Raw genomic sequence first — 21,612 nt, forward strand, 5'->3', positions numbered from 1 at the left:
GGCATCTGCTATAATAATCTGCGTCGCCAAGTGGTGACGCAATATGCGCGGTTAGCTCAGCTGGTAGAGCATCTGCTTGACGTGCAGGAGGTCACAGGTTCGAGTCCTGTACCGCGCACTCTAAAAGACACATGGAATCGTTAAGATTCATGTGTCTTTTTCTTTTGGTACACACTCACTTTCACTGTACACATAAATACAAACATCGGCAGGCCGTCCGCTTGCCGATGTTTTGATGGAAACATACGAAAAATATGGGCTGTAATGGTATTTTACTGCTTGCTGCCCGTTTACAGCTCGTCCACCTGTCTCAGCTCCACCTTGCGGCGGTCGAGGGTCAGCAGGCCCTCGCGCTGCATCTGGGAGAGGGCATTGCTCAGGGCGCTGCGGTCAACGCCCAAGTGGTCGGCCAGCTGCTGACGGTCAAAGGGCAGATTGAACTGCATACTGCCGCTGCGCCGCGCCAGCACCGAAAAATACGCCGTGATGCGCCCGCGTATCGTCTTGGGAGCCGTGTACAGGCTGCGCTGGGCCAGCCCCAGGTTTTTGCGGGCAGCAATACGCAGCAGGTTTTGGGTCATCTTCCAGCGCCACGGTTCGCAGCCGCACCGCAATAGTTGATCGGTGTCCAAAAGCAGCACCTCGCCGCTTTCGGCTGCCACCACGCTGACCAGCAGCGGTTCCTCGGGCAGGCAGGCGTAAGTCTCGGCAAACAGATCGCCCGGCCCGGCCTGACCCAACAGCGTTTTGCTGCCCCAGACGTCCAGATGCTCCATATGCACGCGGCCCGCCAGTACCACGCCCAATGGCGGCGCGGTGCAGCCGGCCTCCAACAGGACTTCGCCCTTGGCAAAGGGGCGGCGGCGCATCCGCAGGGCCTCTATGGCCGCGGCGGCCTCCGTCTCGGTCAGGCCGCGGAACAGCGGCACATCGGGCAGTTTGCAGCTTTCCATTTTTTGCACCTCGTATGTTGTTACTACAACAGATTCTTTTCTGCCATTGTAGTAAAATAGCAGCATAAAGTCAAGGAGGCTGACTATGAAACGACAGATCATTCATATCGACCAGGAAAAATGCAACGGCTGCGGGGCCTGCGCCGCCGCCTGCCACGAAGGCGCTATTGCAATGGTCGGGGGCAAGGCCACACTGATGCGCGACGATTACTGCGACGGCATGGGCGACTGCCTGCCCCACTGTCCGACCGGGGCCATCACGTTTGAGCAGCGCGAGGCTGCGCCCTACAACGAGGCCGCCGTCCAGGCCGCCAAGGCACACAAGGCCGCCCACGCGCCCCACAGCTGCCCCGGCAGTGCCCCCAAAACAATGCACGTCTGCCCGGGCAGCATGGCCAAGGCCCTGCACCCCGCCGACGCGGCAGGGGAGAGCACCGCCCCCACGATGGCCCCAAGCCAGCTGCGCCAGTGGCCGGTACAGATCAGGCTGGTGCCCATCAACGCGCCCTACTTTGCCGGTGCCAAGCTGCTGATTGCCGCTGACTGCACGGCCTACGCCTACGCCGCGTTCCACGAACGGTTCATCCGCGGGCACATCACGCTGGTGGGCTGCCCCAAGCTGGACGATGTGGATTACAGCGAAAAGCTGACCGCCATCATCCGCAACAACGATATTAAGGAAGTCACCATCGTGCGGATGGAAGTGCCCTGCTGCGGCGGGCTGGAAAACGCCGCCAAGCGTGCGTTGCAGGCGTCCGGCAAGTTCATTCCATGGCAGGTCGTGACGATTTCCACCGATGGGCGCATTCTGGACTGAAAAAGTTGAATTTTTTTGCCAAAAGGGCTTGCAATTTGTAAAGCAATCTGCTATACTAATATGCGTCGCCAACAGGCGGCGCAACTATGCGCGGTTAGCTCAGCTGGTAGAGCATCTGCTTGACGTGCAGGAGGTCACAGGTTCGAGTCCTGTACCGCGCACTCTAAAAATCCCCACCGATTTACGGTGGGGATTTTTCTTTTAGAGTGCAATTACGGCGGGTGAACGCTTCGAGTCCCGCCATTATAAACGCCCGGCTGCAAGGTGCAGCCGGGCATTTTTTTGAACAAAAATCCAATTTTTAAAACAGATGTTCCTATTCTGGCGGCTAGGTATCTGCTACCATAGAGGTACGGTAGCGGCGCGGGGTCAGGCCGGTCTGTCGGCGGAACACACGGTAAAAATAGTTGTAGTCCGAAAACCCGGTCAGGCGGCTGATCTCCACGTTGGACAGGGACGTTGTGGCCAGCAGTTCCATGGCCCGCTGCACCCGCAGCCGGGTGATCTGCTCATTGATGCCGCAGCCGTAGGTCTGGCGGGAGAGATAATACAGCCCGGTGCGGCTCAAGGACAGCGCCCGGCAGATCTTTTCGCTGGTCAGTTCCTCTGCCAGGTGGTCGCTCAGATATTGGCCCAGCCGTGCCTCGCTGCTGCCGGGGTTCAGCCGCGCCAAACCCTGTTGGTACAGCGCGGACGCTGCCAACGCCAGCAGGTCCGATGCCGATTTCAGCGTCGGGTAGGGCGTGCGGGGCAGGGCATCGTAGGCGCTGTGCAGCGCCGCTTCGTCGATGCCGTAGGGTGCGCAGCGCTCCTTGGCCACGGCCCACTCGGCCGCCTCGTCCGCGCCTTGCACGATATGGCTTAGCAGCAGAAATCCCACCGCCGCGCCGTCTATCAAAATCGGCGTGATGACCTCGATCAGCCCGGCGTGGCAGGTGTAGATGACCGTCTCTTTCCGCCGCGTGGCGTTGCGGCAGGCGTTTTGGTCGCACAGATGGCAGCCGATGACCCCTTCCGGCACGCCGCGCACCAGCTTGCAGTAGGCAGGCAGCTCCGGCGGGTAAGAGAGGATATCCATGCCGTAGGTGTCAAACACCACGGTGCGCAGCCCGGTCAGGCGGTGGAAATCCTGCAACAAAACCAGCATTTCTTCCTTATTGAAAACCGTTCCCATAGGTTGCCCCCCTTCATTTTGAACATCCAGACAGTTTCATCATAGAAAACAAAGCTCCACTTGTCAAGGAGGAAAATCCATGCTTACCTTACGAAATTGTACCCTCGGCATTGAGTTCGGCTCCACCCGCATTAAAGCGGTGCTGGTGGACGATGCCTGCAAGCCGGTCGCTCAGGGTGACTTTACCTGGGAGAATCGGCTGGAAAACGGTGTCTGGACCTACCCGCTGGACGAAGTCTGGCGTGGTGTGCAGGCCGCCTACGCCGCCCTGGCCGCCGATGTGCAAGCCCGGTACGGCCAGCCGCTGACCACGGTGGGCTGCATCGGCATTTCGGCCATGATGCACGGCTATCTGCCTTTTGACGCGGCGGGCAATCTGCTCGTGCCGTTCCGCACCTGGCGCAACACGATGACCGGCCAAGCGGCGGAAGCGCTGACCGCGGCGTTCGGGTTCAACATCCCCCAGCGGTGGAGCGTAGCGCACCTGTACCAGGCCATGCTGAACCGCGAGCCGCACCTGCCGCAGCTGGATTTCTTCACAACGCTGGCCGGGTATGTACACTGGCAGCTGACCGGACGCAAGGTGCTGGGCGTGGGCGACGCCAGCGGTATGTTCCCGATTGACAGCGCCACCGGCGGGTATAACGCTGCCATGCTGGAAAAATTCAACGCGTTGGCGGCAAAGCAGGGCTATCCTGTAGACCTTGCCAGTCTGCTGCCCACCGTTTTGCCCGCAGGTGAGGACGCGGGCACGCTGACAGCCGAGGGCGCGAAGCTGCTGGACCCCACCGGCGTTTTGCAGCCCGGCGTGCCGTTCTGCCCACCCGAAGGCGACGCAGGCACCGGCATGGCCGCCACGAACAGTGTGGCCCCGCGCACCGGCAATGTCAGCGCAGGCACGAGTATTTTTGCCATGGTCGTGCTGGAAAAGCCGCTTTCCAAGGTCTACCCGGAAATCGACATGGTCACGACCCCCGATGGCGCGGCGGTGGCCATGGTCCACTGCAACAACTGCACCAGCGACCTGAACGCCTGGGTCGATCTGCTGGCCGAGAGCGCGGCGCTCTGCGGGGCTGGCATCGACAAGGGCGCGTTGTTCACCCGGCTGTTCAACGAGTCTTTGAAGGGTGCGCCCGACTGCGGCGGCGTGGTACCCATCAACTATATCTCCGGTGAGAGCGTGACCCACTTTGATGCGGGCCTGCCGCTGCTGCTGCGCCGCCCAAACAGTGATTTTACACTGGCGAACTTTATGCGGGCCAATATCTATTCGGCCTTTGCCACGCTGGCGCTGGGGCTAAACATTTTGAAGCAGGAGCACGTGGCGTTGGATACGCTGCTGGGCCACGGCGGCATTTTCAAAACGCCGGGCGTGGCGCAGCGGTATCTGGCCACTGCGGCAGGCGCGCCCGTCACCTGCATGGAGACCGCGGGCGAGGGCGGCCCTTACGGCATGGCGCTGTTGGCGGCCTACCGCCTGTACCGCGGGGCAGGGGAGACGCTGACGGCATATCTGAACCGCTGCGTGTTCGCTGATGCCAGAAGCGTAACGCTGGCCCCGGATGCCGACGATACAGATGGGTTCGCGAAGTTCCTGATCGAATATAAAAATGCGCTGAACGCCGAGCGGGCGGTGGTGTCCTGAAAAATTTCCCCGCCGTAGGGGCCGGGCATGCCCGGCCCGGTCGTGTAAGGCAAGTGTGCACTTCCGGGAAAGTTGCGGGTCGGACATATCCGGCCCCTACCGAGTACTGCAGGCACTGGTTATTTAAAAGAAGGAGGAAACTTTTATGTTGCATACCTATGAATTTTGGTTCGTCGTGGGCAGTCAGTTTTTGTACGGCCCTGAAGTCCTCGAGACCGTCGCCGCCCGCGCGGCAGAGATGGCCGATAAGCTGAACGCTTCCGGCAATCTGCCCTGCAAAATCGTCTACAAAGTTACCGCCAAGACCAACGCCGAAATCTCCGACGTGGTGCGCGAGGCCAACTACGACAAGCACTGCGCGGGCATCATCACCTGGTGCCACACCTTCAGCCCCAGCAAAATGTGGATCAACGGCTTTGCCAACCTGCAAAAGCCCTACTGCCACTTTGCCACCCAGTACAACCGCGAGATTCCCAATGAAGAGATTGACATGGACTTCATGAATCTGAACCAGGCCGCCCACGGCGACCGCGAGCACGGCTTTATCGCCGCCCGCCTGCGGATGCCCCGCAAGGTCATTGCGGGCTACTGGCAGGACGAGGACGTGCAGAAGCGCCTGGGCGATTGGATGCGTGCCGCCGTTGGCGTGGCGGTCTCGAGAGAATTGAAGGTCATGCGTTTCGGCGACAATATGCGCGAGGTCGCTGTGACCGAGGGCGACAAGGTCGAAGTGCAGGCAAAGCTCGGCTGGCAGGTCAACACTTGGCCCGTGGGACAGCTGGTGGACACGATGAACGCCGTGACCGATGCGGAAATTGACGCCCTGATGGATGAATACCGCGCCGCCTACGATTTTGCCAGCGAGGACACGGACTTTATCGAGACCGTGCGCTACCAGGCCCGCGAGGAAATCGCCATGAAGAAAATGCTGGACGCCGAAGGGTGCAAGGCATTTTCCAATACTTTCCAGGACTTGTACGGTATGCGCCAGCTGCCGGGCATCGCCAGCCAGCATCTGATGGCCCAAGGCTATGGCTACGGCGGCGAAGGGGACTGGAAAGTTGCCGCAATGACTGCTATAATAAAGGCAATGGCCGAGGGCAAGACCGGCGGCACCGCCTTTATGGAGGATTACACCTACAACCTCGTGCCCGGGGCCATGTACAGCCTGGGTGCCCATATGCTGGAAGTCTGCCCGTCCGTGGCCGCCGCCAGGCCCCGCGTGGAGGTTCACCCCCTGGGCATCGGCGACCGTGAGCCGCCTGCCCGCCTGGTGTTTGAGGGCCACGAGGGTGACGCCATCGTCGTGAGCCTCATCGACATGGGCGGCCGCCTGCGGCTGATTTGCCAGGACATCCACTGCGTCAAGCCGATTCTGCCCATGCCCAACCTGCCGGTGGCCCGCGTCATGTGGCAGGCTATGCCTGATCTGACCACCGGCCTGGAATGCTGGATCACGGCGGGCGGCGCACACCACACGACACTGACCTACGATGTGACCGCCGACCAGATGAAGGACTGGGCCAACATGATGGGTATTGAATTTGTCCATATCACAAAAGATACCACGGTGGAAAGTCTGGAACAGCAGCTGTTCTTGAACGATTTAGCGTGGAAATTGAAAGGATAACCTATGCTGGAAGCATTAAAGCAGCAAGTTTATGAAGCCAATATGGAACTGCCCCGTCGGAGGCTTGTGACCTACACCTGGGGGAATGTCTCGGGCATTGACCGGGAGCGCGGCCTGTTCGTCATCAAGCCCTCCGGCGTTGAATATGACGAGCTTACGTCGGAAATGCTCGTTGTCATGGACCTGGACGGCAACAAGGTCGAGGGCGATCTGAACCCCAGCAGCGACACGAAAACGCATTTGGAACTGTACAAAGCTTTCCCGCAGCTGGGCGGCATCGTACACACCCATTCCACCCACGCGGTGGCCTTTGCCCAGGCGCGGCGCGACCTGCCCGCCTTTGGCACGACCCATGCTGACTACTTTTACGGCCCGGTGCCCTGCACGCGGGAGCTGACGCCGGAGGAAATCGACGAGGACTACGAGAAGAACACCGGCAAGGTCATCATCGAGACGTTTACAGAACGCGGCATCGACCCGGTACACGTGCCCGGCGTGCTCTGCGCCAGCCATGGGCCGTTCACCTGGGGCAAGGATGCGGCCCAGGCCGTCTATCACGCGGTTGTGCTGGAAGAAGTGGCAAAGATGGCGATCCTGACCCTGACCATCGACCCCAACGCCCATCCCGCACCGCAGCACGTGTTGGACAAGCATTTTATGCGCAAGCATGGACCAAATGCCTATTATGGGCAGAAATAAGGAGGTTCGTCTTATGAAATTCTACATTGATACCGCCAATGTGGACGAGATTCGCAAGGCCAACGACATGGGCATTATCGCCGGTGTCACCACCAACCCGAGCCTGATTGCCAAGGAGGGCCGCGACTACGCCGAGACGCTGAAGGAGATCGCCACCATCGTGGACGGCCCCATCTCCGGCGAGGTCAAGGCTACCACCACCGACGCCGAAGGCATGATCGCCGAGGGCCGCGCCATCTACGCGCTGGACCCGAAGCACATGGTGGTAAAAATCCCCCTGACTGCCGAGGGGTTAAAGGCCATCAAGGTGCTGTCCGCCGAGGGCATCCCCACCAACTGCACGCTGATTTTCAGTGCCAACCAGGCATTGCTGGCCGCCCGCGCGGGGGCAGCTTACGTCAGCCCCTTCCTGGGTCGTCTTGACGATATCGGCCAGCCGGGCATCGAACTGGTCGAGACGATCCACGATATGTTCCTCAACTATCCCGATATCGAGACCCAGATCATTGCCGCCAGCGTGCGCAACCCCATCCATGTGACGGACTGCGCCCTGGCCGGGGCGGACATTGCCACGGTGCCCTACAAAGTTATCGAGCAGATGCTCCACCACCCGCTGACGGATGCCGGCATTGAGAAGTTCCAGGCCGACTACACCAAGGTGTTCGGCGCGTAAAACACGCTGCCTTCTCCGCGCTCTGTGCCATTGTTCGGCACAGGGCGCTTTTCTTTGTGCGACGCTTGACGAATCCGCGCTGGTACGATATACTAAATATTTACGGCTCTGGCCGCAATGTGTGTATAAAAGGAGGGAGAACCGCCGTGATTTTCGGCAAGTATATCAACCGCTACTACCTCAAGCACGCGCCTGTACTGCTTTTGGGTATTCTGTCGCTGCTGACGGTGGATTATATCCAGCTTCTCATCCCGGAGCTGTACCGGCTGGTCATCAACGGTGTAAACCTGGGGCAGGTGGTGGTGGACGGCCAGACGATGGCCTTCACCAAAGAAGTGCTGTTCCAACACATCTGCCTGCCCATGATCTACATTGTGGTGCTCATGGTCATCGGGCGTTTTCTGTGGCGCGTTTGTTTCTTCGGCTCGGCGGTCCGGGTGGCGGCCGACCTGCGGGAGCAGATGTTTGACCACAGCCGCCAGCTGTCCCAGCAGTATTACCAGGTCAACAAAGTGGGCAACCTGATGAGCCTGTATACCAACGACCTGGACACCATCCAAGAGTGCTTCGGCGACGGCATCCTCATGTTCTTTGATGCGTCGGTGCTGGGCATTCTGGCGCTGGTCAAAATGTGGCGCATGGACATCAAACTCACGCTGCTGGCCCTGATCCCGGCGGCGGTCATGTTCGCCATTGGCACCGTGATGAGCCAGGTCATGACCAAGCGTTGGGAGGAACGCCAGCAGGCATTTTCCGACCTATCGGACTTTGCGCAGGAAAATTTCTCCGGCATTGCGGTCATCAAGGCGTTTGTCAAAGAGCTGAAAGAGCTGATGGCGTTCCGCAAGTTAAACAAGGAAAACGAGGAAATCAACGTTACCTATACAAAAATTGCCACACTGTTGGAGGTCCTCGTCACCCTGTTTGTTGAATCGGTCATCTGCGTTATCCTCGGTTACGGCGGCTGGCTCGTCTACCGGGGCCAGTTCAACGCGGGCCAGTTGGTGGAGTACATCGGCTACTTTGAGGCCATCGTCTGGCCCATCATGGCGATTTCGATGCTGATTGAAAAGACCGCCCGCGGCAAAGCGTCGCTGAACCGCATTACCGAGCTGCTGGACGCGCCCATCGATGTGGCCGACCGTGACGGCGTGGCCGATTTGAAAAATCCCCGCGGCGGCATCGAGTTCCGCCATCTGAACTTCCGCTACCCGGACGGCGAGTACGATGTTTTGAAGGATATTTCCTTTACCATCGCACCAGGGGAGAGCGTCGGTATCGTGGGCAAGACCGGCGCGGGCAAAACCGCGCTGGTAGATCTGCTGCTGCGCACCTACAATGTGCCCGACGGCACGCTGTTTGTGGATGGGCAGGACGTGAACACCGTGTCCATCCATTCGGTGCGCAACGCCTGCGCCTATGTGCCGCAGGATAACTTCCTGTTCTCGGACACGATTGCCCACAACATCGGCTTCGGCGTGGACGACGCCAGCCGGGAGGACATTGACCGCGCCGCCGCGCTGGCCGATGTGCGGGACAACATCGTGGACTTTAAAGATGGCTACGAAACCGTCCTCGGCGAGCGCGGCGTGACCGTTTCCGGCGGGCAGAAGCAGCGCATTTCGATTGCCCGGGCACTGCTGAAAAACGCGCCGATTTTGATTCTGGACGACTCGGTCTCGGCAGTCGATACCCGCACCGAGCGCATCATCCTCGACAACCTGAAAACGAGCCGCGCGGGCAAGACCACCCTGCTGATTGCCCACCGTATTTCCACGGTGGAGCAGCTGGACAAAATCATCTTTATCGAGGACGGCAGGGTGGAGGCCGTAGGCCCGCACGACGAATTGTACCGTACCTGCAACGAATACCGCCGCATGGTAGACCTGCAAAAGCTGGAAGATGAAGTGGGAGGTGACGGCAATGACTAACCTGAATCCGCTGCTTCTCGTCGGGGGCGTCATCGGCACGGTCACGGCCATTTTGATTTTCGCCTATGCCCTTGTCAAGGACAAAAAGGAGACGATGGGCTTTGAGCGCACGATGAAGGACAGCGAAATCCTGCGCCGCCTGGCCGGGTACGCCAAGCCTTACTGGGCGAAATTTGTCATTGTGCTGTTCCTGATGCTGTTCTCGATTGCCTACGACATTATCTCGCCCCTCATCGTCGGTGCGCTGGAAGAACTGGTGGCCGGGGAGTTTGCGCTGCCGCGCCTCTTTGCGGGCGTGGCCGTCTATGCGGGCGTGCTGGTGTTTTCGATGGCAAGCACCTACTTCCAGGCCGTCATTTTGCAGCGCGTCGGCCAGCGCATTATCTCCGACCTGCGCGAAGATCTGTTCACCCACATTGAGTCGCTGGCCCACGAGCAGCTGAACGAAATCCCGGTCGGCAAGCTCGTCACCCGCGTGACCAACGACACGAACGCTATCTCGATGATGTTCACGAACCTGCTGGTCACGCTGGCCAAGAACATCTTCGTCATCCTCGGCATTCTCATCGCCATGCTGTCCCTCAACTATGAGCTGACGCTGATGGTGCTGTGCTTTGTGCCGTTCATCGTGATTTTCACGGTGATTTTCCGCAAATTCTCCCGCCGCGCCTACCGCAAGGTCAAGGACGCGACGACGGATATCAACACCTACCTGTCGGAGAATCTTTCCGGCATCAAGGTCACGCAGATTTTCGGCCGCGAGGATGAAAAAATGGCGGAGTTCCGCGAGAAAAGCCAGCGGCTTGCCAAGGCCAACCAGGAGCAGATTTTTGTTTTCGGCGTGTTCCGGCCGCTGGTGTATATGCTGTACATCTGCTCGATCCTGTGTCTGTTTTACCTGGGCGGCATGGGCCACCTGACCGGCGCGGCGTTTTTGGGGCAGACAATTTCCGGCGGCACTATCGTTACCTTTTATATGTATATCTCCAAGTTCTTCACCCCCATCCAGAATCTGGCCGAGCAGTTCAACTGGCTGCAATCGGCGCTGGCCTCGTCGGAGAAGGTGTTCTCTATCATGGACATTCAGCCCAAGATGGTGGACGCACCCGACGCCGTTGAGCTGGACGAGGTGAGGGGCGACATTGAGTTCCGCGACGTCTGGTTCAGCTACATCCCCGGCGAGTGGGTCTTGCAGGGCGTGTCGTTCCATGTGAGCCCCCGGGAGACAGTGGCCTTTGTCGGCTCCACTGGCTCGGGCAAGAGCACGATTTTGTCGCTGATCTGCCGCAACTATGAGTTCCAGAAGGGCGAGATTTTAATTGACGGCATCGACATCCGCAAAATCAAAATTTCGTCGCTGCGCCGCCACTTCGGCCAGATGCTGCAGGATGTGTTCCTCTTCTCGGGCACGATCCGCAGCAATATCGTCCTGCGGGAAGAAGGCATTCCCGACGAGGAGATCATGCAGGTCTGCCGTTATGTCAACGCCGATAAGTTCATTGACAAGCTGGATCACGGCCTCGACGAGGAGGTCCGCGAGCGCGGCAACAATTTCTCGGCTGGTCAGCGGCAGCTGCTGAGCTTTGCGCGGACCATCATCCACAAACCCAGCGTCATGATATTGGACGAAGCCACGGCGAATATCGACACCGAGACCGAGCTGTTGATTCAGGATAGCTTGGAAAAAATGCGTTCTGTCGGCACGATGCTGATCGTGGCGCACCGGCTTTCCACCATCCAGCACGCGGACAATATCATTGTATTGTCCCACGGCAAGATTCTGGAGCAGGGCAGCCACCAGGCGCTGCTGGCAAAGCATGGGCGGTATTACCAGCTGTATACGCTGCAATATCATAAGGAGCAAATGAAGGGGTAAGCAGTAAAGCCCCCGCCTTTGCCTTGAGCTGGTGGCTGAGTGGGTTAAGCTGCGACGCCATGCACGGCGTCGGCAATTTTGCCATCATGCTGGTGCTGTACCGCCCGCTGCGGAAAGCGCTGAGGGCGGCGAAAAGGCAGGTTGGGTGGCAGCTCTTTGCCTTCCCCCTTGGGGGAAGGTGGCCCCGCAGGGCCGGATGAGGGGCGCGTGTGCCACAGTAACCCTTGAAGAGGCAATAGCGGTAAGTCGCCCTTCATCAGTCCGCGCTGCGGACAGCTTCCCCAAAGGGGAAGCCTTTTTTATTTGCAGGCAGTGGACGTACCCCCGATTTTATGCTATACTATATCAGTTATAGTGGGGAGGTATAGGACCATGCGCGTTTTAGGCATCGACCCTGGGTATGCTATTGTGGGCTGGGGCGTTGTGGAATACATCGGCAACCGCTTTGCCCCCATCGGGTACGGCGCGGTCATCACCGAAAAAGACACGCCCTTTGAACAGCGGCTCGTCGAAATTTACGAGGGTGTGCTGGATATCTGCAAGCGCTACCAGCCCGAAGCCCTCTCTATCGAAAAGCTGTACTACCAGCACAACCAGACAACCGTCATCGGCGTGGCTGAGGCCCGCGGCGTCATTCTGCTGGCGGCTGCCCAGTGCGGCGTGCCGATCTATGAGTACACCCCCATGCAGGTCAAGCAGGCTATCACCGGGTATGGCAAGGCTGTGAAAAAGCAGATTCAGGAAATGACCCGCATGATGCTCCATCTGGAAACCATCCCCAAGCCCGACGACACCGCCGACGCCCTGGGCATGGCGATTGCCCACTGCCATTGCAGCCGCAGCCGCCTGATGGGCACACCTGTGCGGTAACAAATTCCCCCTATAAAAGAAGGATCAACCATGATTTACTGTCTGACTGGAAAAATCATTAAAAAATCGCTGGATTCCGTCGTCATAAGCTGCGCCGGGGTCGGCTATTTTGTCCAGATACCCGCCACCACCGGCGAAGCCCTGCCCTCCGCCGGGCAGGAGGGCACCGTTTACACCATCATGAACGTGACCGAGAATGACGTCTCGCTTTACGGCTTTGCCACCGAGGAACAGCGCGACTGCTTCAAGATGCTGACCGGCGTCACCGGCGTCGGCCCCAAGGCCGGGCTGTCGATTTTGTCCATCATGACGCCGGAAAAAGTTGCCCTCGCGGCGTCCAGCGGCGACCACAAGGCCTTCACCAAGGCGTCCGGCGTCGGGCCGAAGCTGGCCCAGCGCATCGCCCTGGAGCTGAAAGACAAGGTTGGCAAGGGGCTGGCTGCCGGTACCGGCTTCTCCGGCAATATTGCGACCCCCGCGCCCTCCAGCGCCCCGGCCCAGGCCGTGGCCGCCCTCGTCAGCCTGGGCTACTCGGCCAGCGACGCCGCTGCCGCTGTGGCCCGCGTGGACGAAACGCTCTCCGTGCAGGAGATCATCACCATTGCGCTGCGCAGCCTGTCGCGCGTGTAACAGAAGGGGAGTGCCGAATTGAACCAGGAATATACCGTTGACCCCAGCCGCCTCGTCAGCCCCGATATGAGCGCCGCCGACGCCGAGGAAATCAGCCTGCGCCCGAAAACGTTGGACGATTACGTCGGCCAGGAGAAGGCCAAGGGCAACCTGAAAGTCTACCTGCGGGCGGCGCAGCAGCGCGGCGAGCCGATGGACCACATCCTGCTCTACGGCCCGCCGGGTCTGGGCAAAACCACGCTGGCCGGCATCGTGGCACAGGAGATGGGCGTGCAGATCCGCATTACCTCCGGCCCCGCCATCGAGAAGCCCGGCGACCTGGCAGCCCTGCTGACGAACCTGCAGGAGGGCGACATTCTCTTCATCGACGAGATTCACCGCCTGTCCCGCCAGGTTGAGGAAGTTTTGTACCCGGCGCTGGAAGATTTCGCGCTGGATATCATGATTGGCAAAGGCCCGAGCGCACAAAGCATCCGTATCAACCTGCCGCGCTTTACGCTGGTGGGTGCCACGACCCGCGCGGGCCAGCTGACAGGGCCCTTGCGTGACCGCTTCGGCATCCTGCTCAAGCTCGAGCTGTACAGCCCGAAGGAGCTTGGCCGTATCATCATGCGCAGCGCCGGCATCCTGGGCGTGCCCATCACCGAGGAAGGCGCACTGGAACTGGCCCGCTGCGCCCGCGGCACGCCGCGCATCGCCAACCGCATGCTCAAGCGTGCCCGCGACTTTGCCACCGTGCAGGGCGACGGCACCATCGACTGGGAGACCGCCATCGCCGCCCGCAAATGGATGGACATTGACGAGTTGGGCCTGGACGAGCTGGACCGCAGCCTGCTCCGCGCCATCATCGAAATGTACAACGGCGGACCGGTTGGCCTGGATACCCTGGCCGCCGTGCTGGGCGAGGAGAGCGTCACGCTCTACGATGTCTGCGAGCCCTACCTGATGCAGATGGGCATGCTGACCCGCACCCCGCGCGGCCGCTGCGTGACCCGCCTTGCCTACGAGCACCTGCACATGGCCGTGCCCAAGCGCTTCGACGAAGAGGACAGCGGCCAGACGAGTATGTTTTAAAGGTTCTAAAATCAAGAAGGGAAGTGGACACCTTGTCTAGATGGCTTACCGCCGAGCGGGAGCAGTGGCGCGGCTGCGCCGAGACCTTCCGCAAATATGCCTTCGCCGTGTTCAAGGCGGCGTTCCTCGGCATGTTTTTGTGCCACGCGCTGTTCCTGTTCTACGGTTACACCAGCCCGGACGGCACGAACGAGGGGCTATTCTATTACTGGAATCAGAATTGGGCGCTCTCCATCGGTCGGTGGATGATGCGCTACCTCAGCGCGGCGGGTTGCAACGTCGTCATGCCCGCAATCTTTCTGGCGTTCAACGCCGCCTGCACCGCCGTCGCCATGCTGCTGCTGGCCGATTTGTGGCACATCGAGAGCAAGCCGCTGCTGATTCTGAGCACGGTGTCGCTCGTCGTCGCGCCGTCTGTCATCGAGCAGCACCTTGTCATCTACATGGCCTATGTCTACGGTTTCAGCCTGCTGATGACCGCGCTGGCATCCTACCTCGTCCTGGCAAAGAAAGGGTGTCCGTCGTTTGTGGTGGCCGTGCTGGCGCTGGCCTGCGGCATGGGCGGCTATCAGGCGTGGATCGGCTTTGCGACGGGCGTCATCGTTATGACGCTGATGCTCGACTGCCTGCAGGAGCGCCCGTTGCCGGATATTTTCCGCCGCGCGGGCAAAGCGCTGGCGATGGGGCTGCTGGGCGCGGCGGTGTATTTTGCCGTGTTGCAGTTTGAGATTCATCGCTACAACATCGAACTTTCCGACAAAGGCGGCCTGAGCGGCTTCGGCGCAGGCAGCTTCTTGAGCGGGCTGGGCAGCAAAATTCTGCAGGCCTATCGTGATTTCAAGGATTACTTCACCTCTGGCCCCAACCATACCGGCAAGATGCTGCTGGTGATTCTACTGGGCACGGCGGTGCTGCTGTTCCTCGGCTGGCTGCGTCTGGTACGCCGCCGCAAGCCGCAGGCCATTCTGCTGGCCGCGCTGGGGCTGCTGCTGCCGCTGGCTATCAACATCGTTGACGTGCTGATTGAGGGCAACATCAACGTTTTAATGAGCCACCCGATGCAGCTGATGGTGCCCTTCGCGCTCGTGCTGGCCGAGCAGACGCGCGGCTGCGACGCGTGGGAAAAGCTCGCCCGCGTCGGGGCAGGGGCGGCGGCCGTCGTGCTGTGCTGGCTTTGCACCGTCACGGCCTATGCGTCCTACCGCACCGTTGCGCTGGCCTACGAGTACGTCGACACGCTGTCCACCGCCATTCTGACCCGCGTCTTCAACAGCACCGACTACACCTCCGATACCCGCGTACTGATCGCTGGTCTGCCCGACGAGAGCGAGGCGCAGAAGTTCAACTTCCTGTTCGACAAGAGCGCCTACACAAAGAACATGGTCTTCTGGGATGGCCGCGCGGGCGTGCTGGGCAACTGGAAGCACTATCTGTACGACTATCACGGCGTTTGGATCGGCGAAGTGGACACTGACGAATACTATGACATCATCGACAGCGAGGCGTTTAAAGAAATGCCGGTCTACCCGGCCGAGGGCTCGCTGGAAAAATTTGACGATATACTGGTGGTCAAGCTGGAGGAAAACCCGCCCCGCTGACCGTTTTGGAAAGGAGAACCGCCTATGCGCCCTGCTGATACATGGCAGGATTACGAGCTGCTCGACGCCACCAACCACAACCGATTGGAGCGCTGGGGCCAGACCCTGCTCATTCGTCCCGACCCGCAGGTCATCTGGAAAAACGACGAGACCAGCCCGCTGTGGGCCAAGGCCGATGCCGTCTACTACCGCTCCGCCAAGGGCGGCGGCCAGTGGAATTACCACAAAAAGCTGCCCCAGAAATGGCAGATCCATTGGAATGACCTGACCCTCATCGTCAGCCCCACCGGCTTCAAGCACACCGGCGTTTTCCCGGAGCAGGCCGTGAACTGGGCCTGGTACCAGGAAAAGATCAAGGCCGCTGGCCGCCCTATCCGTGTGCTGAACCTCTTCGGCTACACGGGCGGTGCGACGCTGGCCTGTCTGGCTGCGGGTGCCTCCGTCACCCATGTGGATGCCAGCAAAGGCATGGTGGCCTGGGCGCGTGAGAATGCTGCCGCCAGTAACCTGGCTGACCGCCCCTGCCGCTGGATCGTTGACGACTGCGTCAAGTTCGTACAGCGGGAAATCCGCCGCGGCAGCAGGTACGATGCCGTCATCATGGACCCGCCGAGCTATGGCCGCGGCCCGGGCGGCGAAATCTGGAAGCTGGAGGACAACGTCTACGACCTCATCACCCTGACCGAGCAGGTGCTGAGCGACGACCCGCTGTTTTTCGCCATCAACTCCTACACCGAAGGACTTAGCCCGGCGGTCATGGAGTACATCGTCAAGACGACGCTCTGCCCCATCCAGGGCGGCCACACCCACTGTGATGAGATTGGCCTGCCGGTCTCCGCCACCGGCGGCGTCGTGCCCTGCGGCGCAACGGCTATTTGGGAGAAGTAATTATGCCAAATCAGGAATCGATTTTACAGGCGCAGAACGTACACTTCCGCTATGATCCGGAGCAGCCAAAGTACGCTGTGGACGGCGTGACACTGGACATCCGCCGCGGTGAGTTCGTGGCCGTGCTGGGCGCGAACGGCTGCGGCAAATCCACGCTGGCAAAGCATTTCAACGCGATTCTGCTGCCCGAGGCCGGAACTGTCCTCGTGGAGGGCATGGACACCCGCAACGAGGACCACCTCTACGATGTACGTCAGAAGGTCGGCATGGTGTTCCAGAACCCCGACAACCAGATCGTAGCGACCATCGTTGAAGAGGACGTGGCCTTTGCGCCGGAAAACCTCGGCGTACCGCCGGAGGAGATCCGCACCCGCATCGACGAGGCCATGAAGCTGGCCGGCATCTACGAAAAACGCGATGCTGCGCCGTATAAGTTGAGCGGCGGCCAAAAGCAGCGCGTCGCCATCGCGGGCGTTATCGCCATGCGGCCCGACTGCCTGGTGCTGGATGAGTCCACCGCCATGCTGGATCCCCACGGCCGCGCCCAGGTCATGAAAACCATCCACCAGCTGCGGGCGGCGGGCATCACCATCGTGTCCATCACCCACTATATGGAGGAAGCCGCCCAGGCTGACCGCGTGCTGGTCATGAGCCGGGGCCGCATCGTAATGGAGGGCACGCCCGAGCAGGTGTTCAGCCAGACCGAGAAGCTGCACAGTTACCATCTGGATGTACCCCAGGCCGCCGAACTGCGCGACGAGCTGGTCAAGGCCGGGATCCCGATGCCGGAGAACGTGATTACGCCGGAGGCGTGCGCGGAGGAACTGTTTAAGCTGCTGAAGTAACCCCTGCCTTCCCCCGAGGGGGAAGGTGGCCGAGCGAAGCGAGGTCGGATGGGGGACGGCCTCACGGAGATATCCCGCTCACGGGCAATATCCGCATACCTGCCCCTCATCAGTCAGCGGGCAAGCCGCTGACTGCTTTCCCCGATGGGGGAAGCCTTTCGTTCAGAAACATCCCACGTATGCCGGAACGGCACCACACCCGGGCTGTATCCGGCGGGAAAGGAATCACTATGTCCGAAATCATTCGTGTAGAAAACTTAAGCTACATCTACAACCTGGGGATGCCCGACGCTACCAAGGCGCTGGACGACGTGTCTTTCACCGTCGAGGAAGGCGATTTTGTCGGCATCATCGGCTCCACCGGCAGCGGCAAGTCTACGCTGATCAGCCATTTCAACGGCCTGAACCGCCCCACGTCGGGCCGCGTCCTTGTGGACGGCAAAGACCTGTGGGAACAGGGCGCTGACCTGCGCAGCTTCCGTTTTCTCGTCGGTCTGGTCATGCAGTACCCTGAGTACCAGCTGTTCGAGGAAACCTGCGCCAAGGATATCGCCTACGGCCCGCGCAACATGGGCCTTGACGAGGCCGAGATCCAGCGCCGTATCAAGGAGGCCGCCGCCTTCGTCGGTTTATCGGATGAGCTGCTGGAAAAAAGCCCCTTCGAGCTTTCGGGTGGGCAGAAGCGCCGCGTTGCGATTGCGGGCGTTATGGCCATGCACCCCCGCGTGCTGGTGCTGGACGAACCCGCCGCGGGCCTGGACCCCGAGGGCCGCGACACGATTTTGAGCCAGATCAAGGACTACCACAAAAAAACCGGCATCACGGTTTTGCTGGTCAGCCACTCGATGGAAGATATTGCCAAGTACGCCAACCGCGTGCTGGTCATGCACCGCGCCAAAATCGCCATGTATGACACGGTAGAAAACGTCTTTGCCCGCGCACAGGAATTGCTGGAGCTGGGGCTGTCTGTGCCGCAGGTCACGCAGATTTTCTTAAAGCTGCGCCAGATGGGACTTGACATCCCCGCAGACGTCTACACGATACCCTATGCGGTCAAGACCATCCAAAAGGCGCTGGCCGCCAAGCAGGCAGGGGAGGTGCAGTAAATGCTTAAAGATATCACGATCGGTCAGCATTTTCCCGGGCATTCTGTGCTGCACCGCTGCGACCCGCGGTTAAAGCTGGTCGCCACGATTGCCTACATCGTCGTGCTGTTTGTTGCGCCGAATCCGCTGGGGCTGGCGCTGTCCATTGCGCTTTTGGCGGCGCTGTACAAAATCGCGCAGATTCCCGGCAAGATGATTTTGAAGAGCTTAAAGCCCATCGTGCCCATCGTTATTTTTACGGCGGTGCTGAACCTGTTCTTCGTCACGGGGCAGGGGGAGCCGCTGGTACACTTCTGGGTTTTGAACATTTATATTGAGGGTGTCAAGTACGCGATCCTGCTGGCGGTACGCGTCTGCGCACTGATCGCGGGCACGAGCCTGTTGACCTACACGACCAGCCCGATTGTGCTGACCGATGCCATCGAGAGCCTGCTGCGCCCGCTGGCGAAACTGCATTTTCCCGTGCATGAGCTGGCGATGATGATGACGATCGCGCTGCGGTTCATCCCGACTTTGATCGAAGAGACGGAAAAAATCATGAACGCCCAGAAGGCCCGCGGTGCCATGCTGGACAGCGGCACCTTCACCCAGCGCATCAAGGCGCTGGTGCCCATTCTGATTCCGCTGTTCATCTCGGCGTTCCGCCGCGCGGACGAGCTGGCCATGGCTATGGAATGCCGCTGCTACCACGGCGGCGAGGGCCGCACCCGGCTGAAGCAGCTGAAATTCACGAGCGAGGATTTCCGCTGCCTGGTGGTAATCGCGGTGGCGTTGGTAGTCATTGCCTGCACACGGTTGTTTGTGCCGGGGTTGGCGTAAGATTTTGCCGCCCTGTAGGGGCCGGATATGTCCGGCCCGCAGCTTTCCCGCAAGTACCTGCTTTTCTTACACGACCGGGCCGGGCATACCCGGCCCCTACACAGTTCTTACTATGAATTATCTACTCTGGATAAGCTACAAAGGCACCCGCTACGCCGGTTTCCAGGTGCAGCCCAACGCACCGACGGTGTGCGCGGTCTTGCAGGACGCCATGCAGGCGGTGCTGGGCCAGCGGCCCGATGTAAAAGGCTGCTCCCGCACCGATTCCGGCGTCCATGCGCGGCGTTTCGCGCTCAGTTTCTGCTATACTGGCAAGGTGCCCATGGCAAAGCTGGTGCCCGCGCTCAACGCGCATCTGCCGCCGGATATCCGCGCGGTAGACATCCAGCCTGTGCCGGACGACTTCCACGCGCGGTACGCCGCCCACGCCAAGACCTACCACTACTATATTTTAAATGCGCGGGTCGATGACCCCTTCACTTTCGACACCTGTTACCGGGTCGGCCCGCCGCTGGACGTGACCGCCATGCAGGCTGCTACAAAACAGTTCGTAGGCACGCATGATTTCTCGGCGCTCTGTGCGTCAGGTTCCAGCGCCGCCGCCCACGGCGACACAGTGCGGACAATTACAGATTGTACTGTTATACAAAGTGGCAACCAAATTGTCATTTCCGTCACAGCGGACGGCTACCTGTACAATATGGTGCGCATCCTGGCGGGCACGCTGGTGGACGCCGGGCTGCACAAGCGCACGCCGGAAAGCATCCCGGCACTGCTGGAAAGCCGCGACCGACGCCAGGCCGGGCCGACGCTGCCCGCAAAGGGGCTGTTTTTGGAGAAGGTAGAGTATCCGAGGCTGAACGCCGTTTTGTAGGGGCGGCGTCCTCGACGCCCCGCGGGCGCCTATGGAATGCGCCCCCACGGATTCTGTATGCAGGGGCGGGGTATGCCCCGCCCGCAGCTTTCCCGCAAGCTCCTGCTTGCCCTACAATGCGATACCGTAACGAAAGGAGGCCCGCCCCATGAACAAATCGGAAAAAGAACGGTTGGCGCGGCGGCAGCGGATGCTGGCGCGGGAACAGGGGCAAGCCCCCGAAGCCGGTATCCGCGGCACCAGCGGGGATGTCAGCCTGCGCGTGCCTAAGCCGGTGCGGCGCGGTGCGCCCCCGCCCAAAACGCCTGACCCCGCAGCAGGGGAGACCGCCGCGCGGCTCAAGTCCCTGACACCGCTCTACAAGCAGCGGCAGCATCGGCGGCGGGTGTTCTTCGCTGTCGTTATCGCCGCGCTGGCCGTGGCCGTCGTGGTCATGACCGGTACGCTCTCCGCGTCGCTGGCGCTGCTGGGCGATACCATCGACAGCGCCATTTTGTACATTGACCGCACCGACGGCGGCTGGCCCGCCACCACCGGTATCACCGACCCGCTGCAAATCGAGCCGCTGGCCGGTGGCTTTGTGGAACTGGGGGCCGAGGACGTGCTCGTCTACTCGGCCTACGGATCCAAAATCCTCAGCTTGCAGCCATCCTACGCGCGGCCGGTGCTGGCCGTGGGCGGTACCCGCTTTGCCGTGTACAACCGCGCAGGCAACGAGCTGACCGTGTGCAGCCGCACCCGCACGCTCTACTCCCAGAATTTTGACAGCGGCATCCTGCTCTGCGCCATGTCCAACAATAACTCGCTGGCCGTTGTGACCGAGTCGGGCCGCTACGCCGCCCAGGTGCGCATCTATGACCCCTCGATGCGGCAGACGTACAGCTGGGAGATGACCCAGTCCGACGGCACCCCTATCGCGGTGGATTTTGCCCCCGACAGCCGCAAATTTGCCGCCGGGATGCTGGCCGCCCGCGATGGCCAGCTGAGCTGTTCGGTCTATTTTATGAACACCGACGCCGACACCGAAGGTCCGGTCTACACGGCCCAGCAGGGGAGTATGCTGCTGCGGCTGGACTGGCAGAGCGAGAGCCGCGTCATGGCGGTGTTTGATACCTACATTGCCGTGCTGGACCCCCGCACCGGCACCGAGACCGCGCGGTATGATTTTGGCGGTGCCACGCTGCAAAGTGCCGCACCGGGCCGCCGCCAGACCGCGCTGCTGCTGAATGTGCGCGGCGGCAACAGCTTGGTCACGCTGGATGAAAACCTGGCTGCCATGGCGGAAATTCCCGCCCGGCAGGCGTTTGGCGTGTCGGCCACCGACACGGATATCTATTTACTGTGCCCCAACGCTGTGGAGTGCTTCGGCTACGACGGCGTGCAAAAGTGGGTGCAGAGCAGCCTCGATGCCCGCCCTTTGGCCGTGCTGGACGCCGCCCAGACGCTGGTGTTTACCGGGAGCAGGGCCAGCGTGCTGGAGGCACCGAACTAAAAGCCTTCCCCCTTGGGG

Annotated in this window: 19 protein-coding genes and 2 tRNA genes; 19 read left to right on the forward strand and 2 right to left on the reverse strand. The window is 60.6% G+C overall.

Annotated features, from left to right (window positions below):
* Positions 1 to 45: 45 nt before the first annotated feature.
* Positions 46 to 118: transfer RNA gene (locus GPK89_RS13405), tRNA-Val, on the forward strand.
* Positions 119 to 290: 172 nt separating this feature from the next.
* On the opposite strand, the gene GPK89_RS13410 is transcribed toward GPK89_RS13405, so the two are convergent.
* Positions 291 to 953: a Crp/Fnr family transcriptional regulator gene (locus tag GPK89_RS13410; protein WP_215693840.1), complete on the reverse strand. Its 663-nt coding sequence runs from the start codon at positions 951 to 953 to the stop codon at positions 291 to 293.
* A gap of 85 nt (positions 954 to 1,038) precedes the next feature.
* Between GPK89_RS13410 and GPK89_RS13415 the strand changes: the two genes are divergently transcribed.
* On the forward strand, positions 1,039 to 1,770 hold the full coding sequence (locus GPK89_RS13415) for an ATP-binding protein (RefSeq protein WP_215693842.1): 732 nt from the start codon (positions 1,039 to 1,041) through the stop codon (positions 1,768 to 1,770).
* Positions 1,771 to 1,858: 88 nt separating this feature from the next.
* A tRNA-Val gene (locus GPK89_RS13420) sits at positions 1,859 to 1,931 on the forward strand.
* 167 nt (positions 1,932 to 2,098) lie between these two features.
* Here GPK89_RS13420 and GPK89_RS13425 read toward each other — a convergent pair.
* Complete coding sequence (locus GPK89_RS13425; protein WP_215693844.1) at positions 2,099 to 2,944, reverse strand: PocR ligand-binding domain-containing protein; 846 nt, start codon at positions 2,942 to 2,944, stop codon at positions 2,099 to 2,101.
* 79 nt (positions 2,945 to 3,023) lie between these two features.
* Between GPK89_RS13425 and GPK89_RS13430 the strand changes: the two genes are divergently transcribed.
* The 16 genes from GPK89_RS13430 (at position 3,024) to GPK89_RS13505 (ending at position 21,594) form a co-directional block, all read left to right on the forward strand.
* Positions 3,024 to 4,589 carry a xylulokinase gene (locus GPK89_RS13430; RefSeq protein ID WP_215693846.1) on the forward strand — a complete coding sequence of 522 codons (1,566 nt, stop codon included), beginning with the start codon at positions 3,024 to 3,026 and terminating at the stop codon, positions 4,587 to 4,589.
* Between the two features lie 145 nt (positions 4,590 to 4,734).
* Positions 4,735 to 6,219, forward strand: a complete 1,485-nt coding sequence (gene araA, locus GPK89_RS13435; protein WP_215693848.1) for an L-arabinose isomerase — start codon at positions 4,735 to 4,737, stop codon at positions 6,217 to 6,219.
* 3 nt (positions 6,220 to 6,222) lie between these two features.
* A complete protein-coding gene (locus GPK89_RS13440) occupies positions 6,223 to 6,918 on the forward strand; it encodes an L-ribulose-5-phosphate 4-epimerase (RefSeq protein WP_275951439.1) in 696 nt (231 codons plus the stop codon).
* A 13-nt stretch (positions 6,919 to 6,931) separates the two neighbouring features.
* Complete coding sequence (gene fsa, locus GPK89_RS13445) at positions 6,932 to 7,591, forward strand: fructose-6-phosphate aldolase (protein ID WP_215693850.1); 660 nt, start codon at positions 6,932 to 6,934, stop codon at positions 7,589 to 7,591.
* A 146-nt stretch (positions 7,592 to 7,737) separates the two neighbouring features.
* Positions 7,738 to 9,522, forward strand: a complete 1,785-nt coding sequence (locus GPK89_RS13450) for an ABC transporter ATP-binding protein (protein WP_215693852.1) — start codon at positions 7,738 to 7,740, stop codon at positions 9,520 to 9,522.
* Complete coding sequence (locus GPK89_RS13455) at positions 9,515 to 11,398, forward strand: ABC transporter ATP-binding protein (protein ID WP_215693854.1); 1,884 nt, start codon at positions 9,515 to 9,517, stop codon at positions 11,396 to 11,398. Before GPK89_RS13450 ends, GPK89_RS13455 begins: the two co-directional genes overlap by 8 nt.
* 372 nt (positions 11,399 to 11,770) lie before the next feature.
* On the forward strand, positions 11,771 to 12,268 hold the full coding sequence (gene ruvC, locus GPK89_RS13460; protein WP_215693856.1) for a crossover junction endodeoxyribonuclease RuvC: 498 nt from the start codon (positions 11,771 to 11,773) through the stop codon (positions 12,266 to 12,268).
* Positions 12,269 to 12,298: 30 nt separating this feature from the next.
* Positions 12,299 to 12,898, forward strand: coding sequence for a Holliday junction branch migration protein RuvA (ruvA, locus tag GPK89_RS13465; RefSeq protein ID WP_215693858.1), 600 nt, complete (start codon positions 12,299 to 12,301; stop codon positions 12,896 to 12,898).
* Positions 12,899 to 12,964: 66 nt separating this feature from the next.
* Positions 12,965 to 13,972, forward strand: a complete 1,008-nt coding sequence (ruvB, locus tag GPK89_RS13470; RefSeq protein WP_215694064.1) for a Holliday junction branch migration DNA helicase RuvB — start codon at positions 12,965 to 12,967, stop codon at positions 13,970 to 13,972.
* A gap of 32 nt (positions 13,973 to 14,004) precedes the next feature.
* A complete protein-coding gene (locus GPK89_RS13475; protein WP_215693860.1) occupies positions 14,005 to 15,570 on the forward strand; it encodes a glucosyltransferase domain-containing protein in 1,566 nt (521 codons plus the stop codon).
* Positions 15,571 to 15,594: 24 nt separating this feature from the next.
* The gene (locus GPK89_RS13480) at positions 15,595 to 16,458 is read left to right on the forward strand and encodes a class I SAM-dependent methyltransferase (protein ID WP_215693862.1); all 864 of its coding nucleotides are present in this window, start codon (positions 15,595 to 15,597) and stop codon (positions 16,456 to 16,458) included.
* 2 nt (positions 16,459 to 16,460) lie between these two features.
* Positions 16,461 to 17,303 carry an energy-coupling factor transporter ATPase gene (locus GPK89_RS13485; protein ID WP_215693864.1) on the forward strand — a complete coding sequence of 281 codons (843 nt, stop codon included), beginning with the start codon at positions 16,461 to 16,463 and terminating at the stop codon, positions 17,301 to 17,303.
* Between the two features lie 230 nt (positions 17,304 to 17,533).
* Positions 17,534 to 18,409, forward strand: a complete 876-nt coding sequence (locus GPK89_RS13490; protein ID WP_215693866.1) for an energy-coupling factor transporter ATPase — start codon at positions 17,534 to 17,536, stop codon at positions 18,407 to 18,409.
* The gene (locus GPK89_RS13495; protein ID WP_215693868.1) at positions 18,410 to 19,228 is read left to right on the forward strand and encodes an energy-coupling factor transporter transmembrane component T family protein; all 819 of its coding nucleotides are present in this window, start codon (positions 18,410 to 18,412) and stop codon (positions 19,226 to 19,228) included.
* A gap of 112 nt (positions 19,229 to 19,340) precedes the next feature.
* Positions 19,341 to 20,102: a tRNA pseudouridine(38-40) synthase TruA gene (truA, locus tag GPK89_RS13500; RefSeq protein ID WP_215693870.1), complete on the forward strand. Its 762-nt coding sequence runs from the start codon at positions 19,341 to 19,343 to the stop codon at positions 20,100 to 20,102.
* Positions 20,103 to 20,250: 148 nt separating this feature from the next.
* Positions 20,251 to 21,594 (forward strand): DUF5711 family protein, encoded by a 1,344-nt coding sequence (locus GPK89_RS13505; RefSeq protein WP_215693872.1) that lies wholly within the window; start codon positions 20,251 to 20,253, stop codon positions 21,592 to 21,594.
* Positions 21,595 to 21,612: the final 18 nt, after the last annotated feature.

The sequence above is a fragment of the Gemmiger formicilis genome, assembly GCF_018784445.1.
In the GTDB taxonomy this organism is placed as follows: Bacteria; Bacillota; Clostridia; order Oscillospirales; family Ruminococcaceae; genus Gemmiger.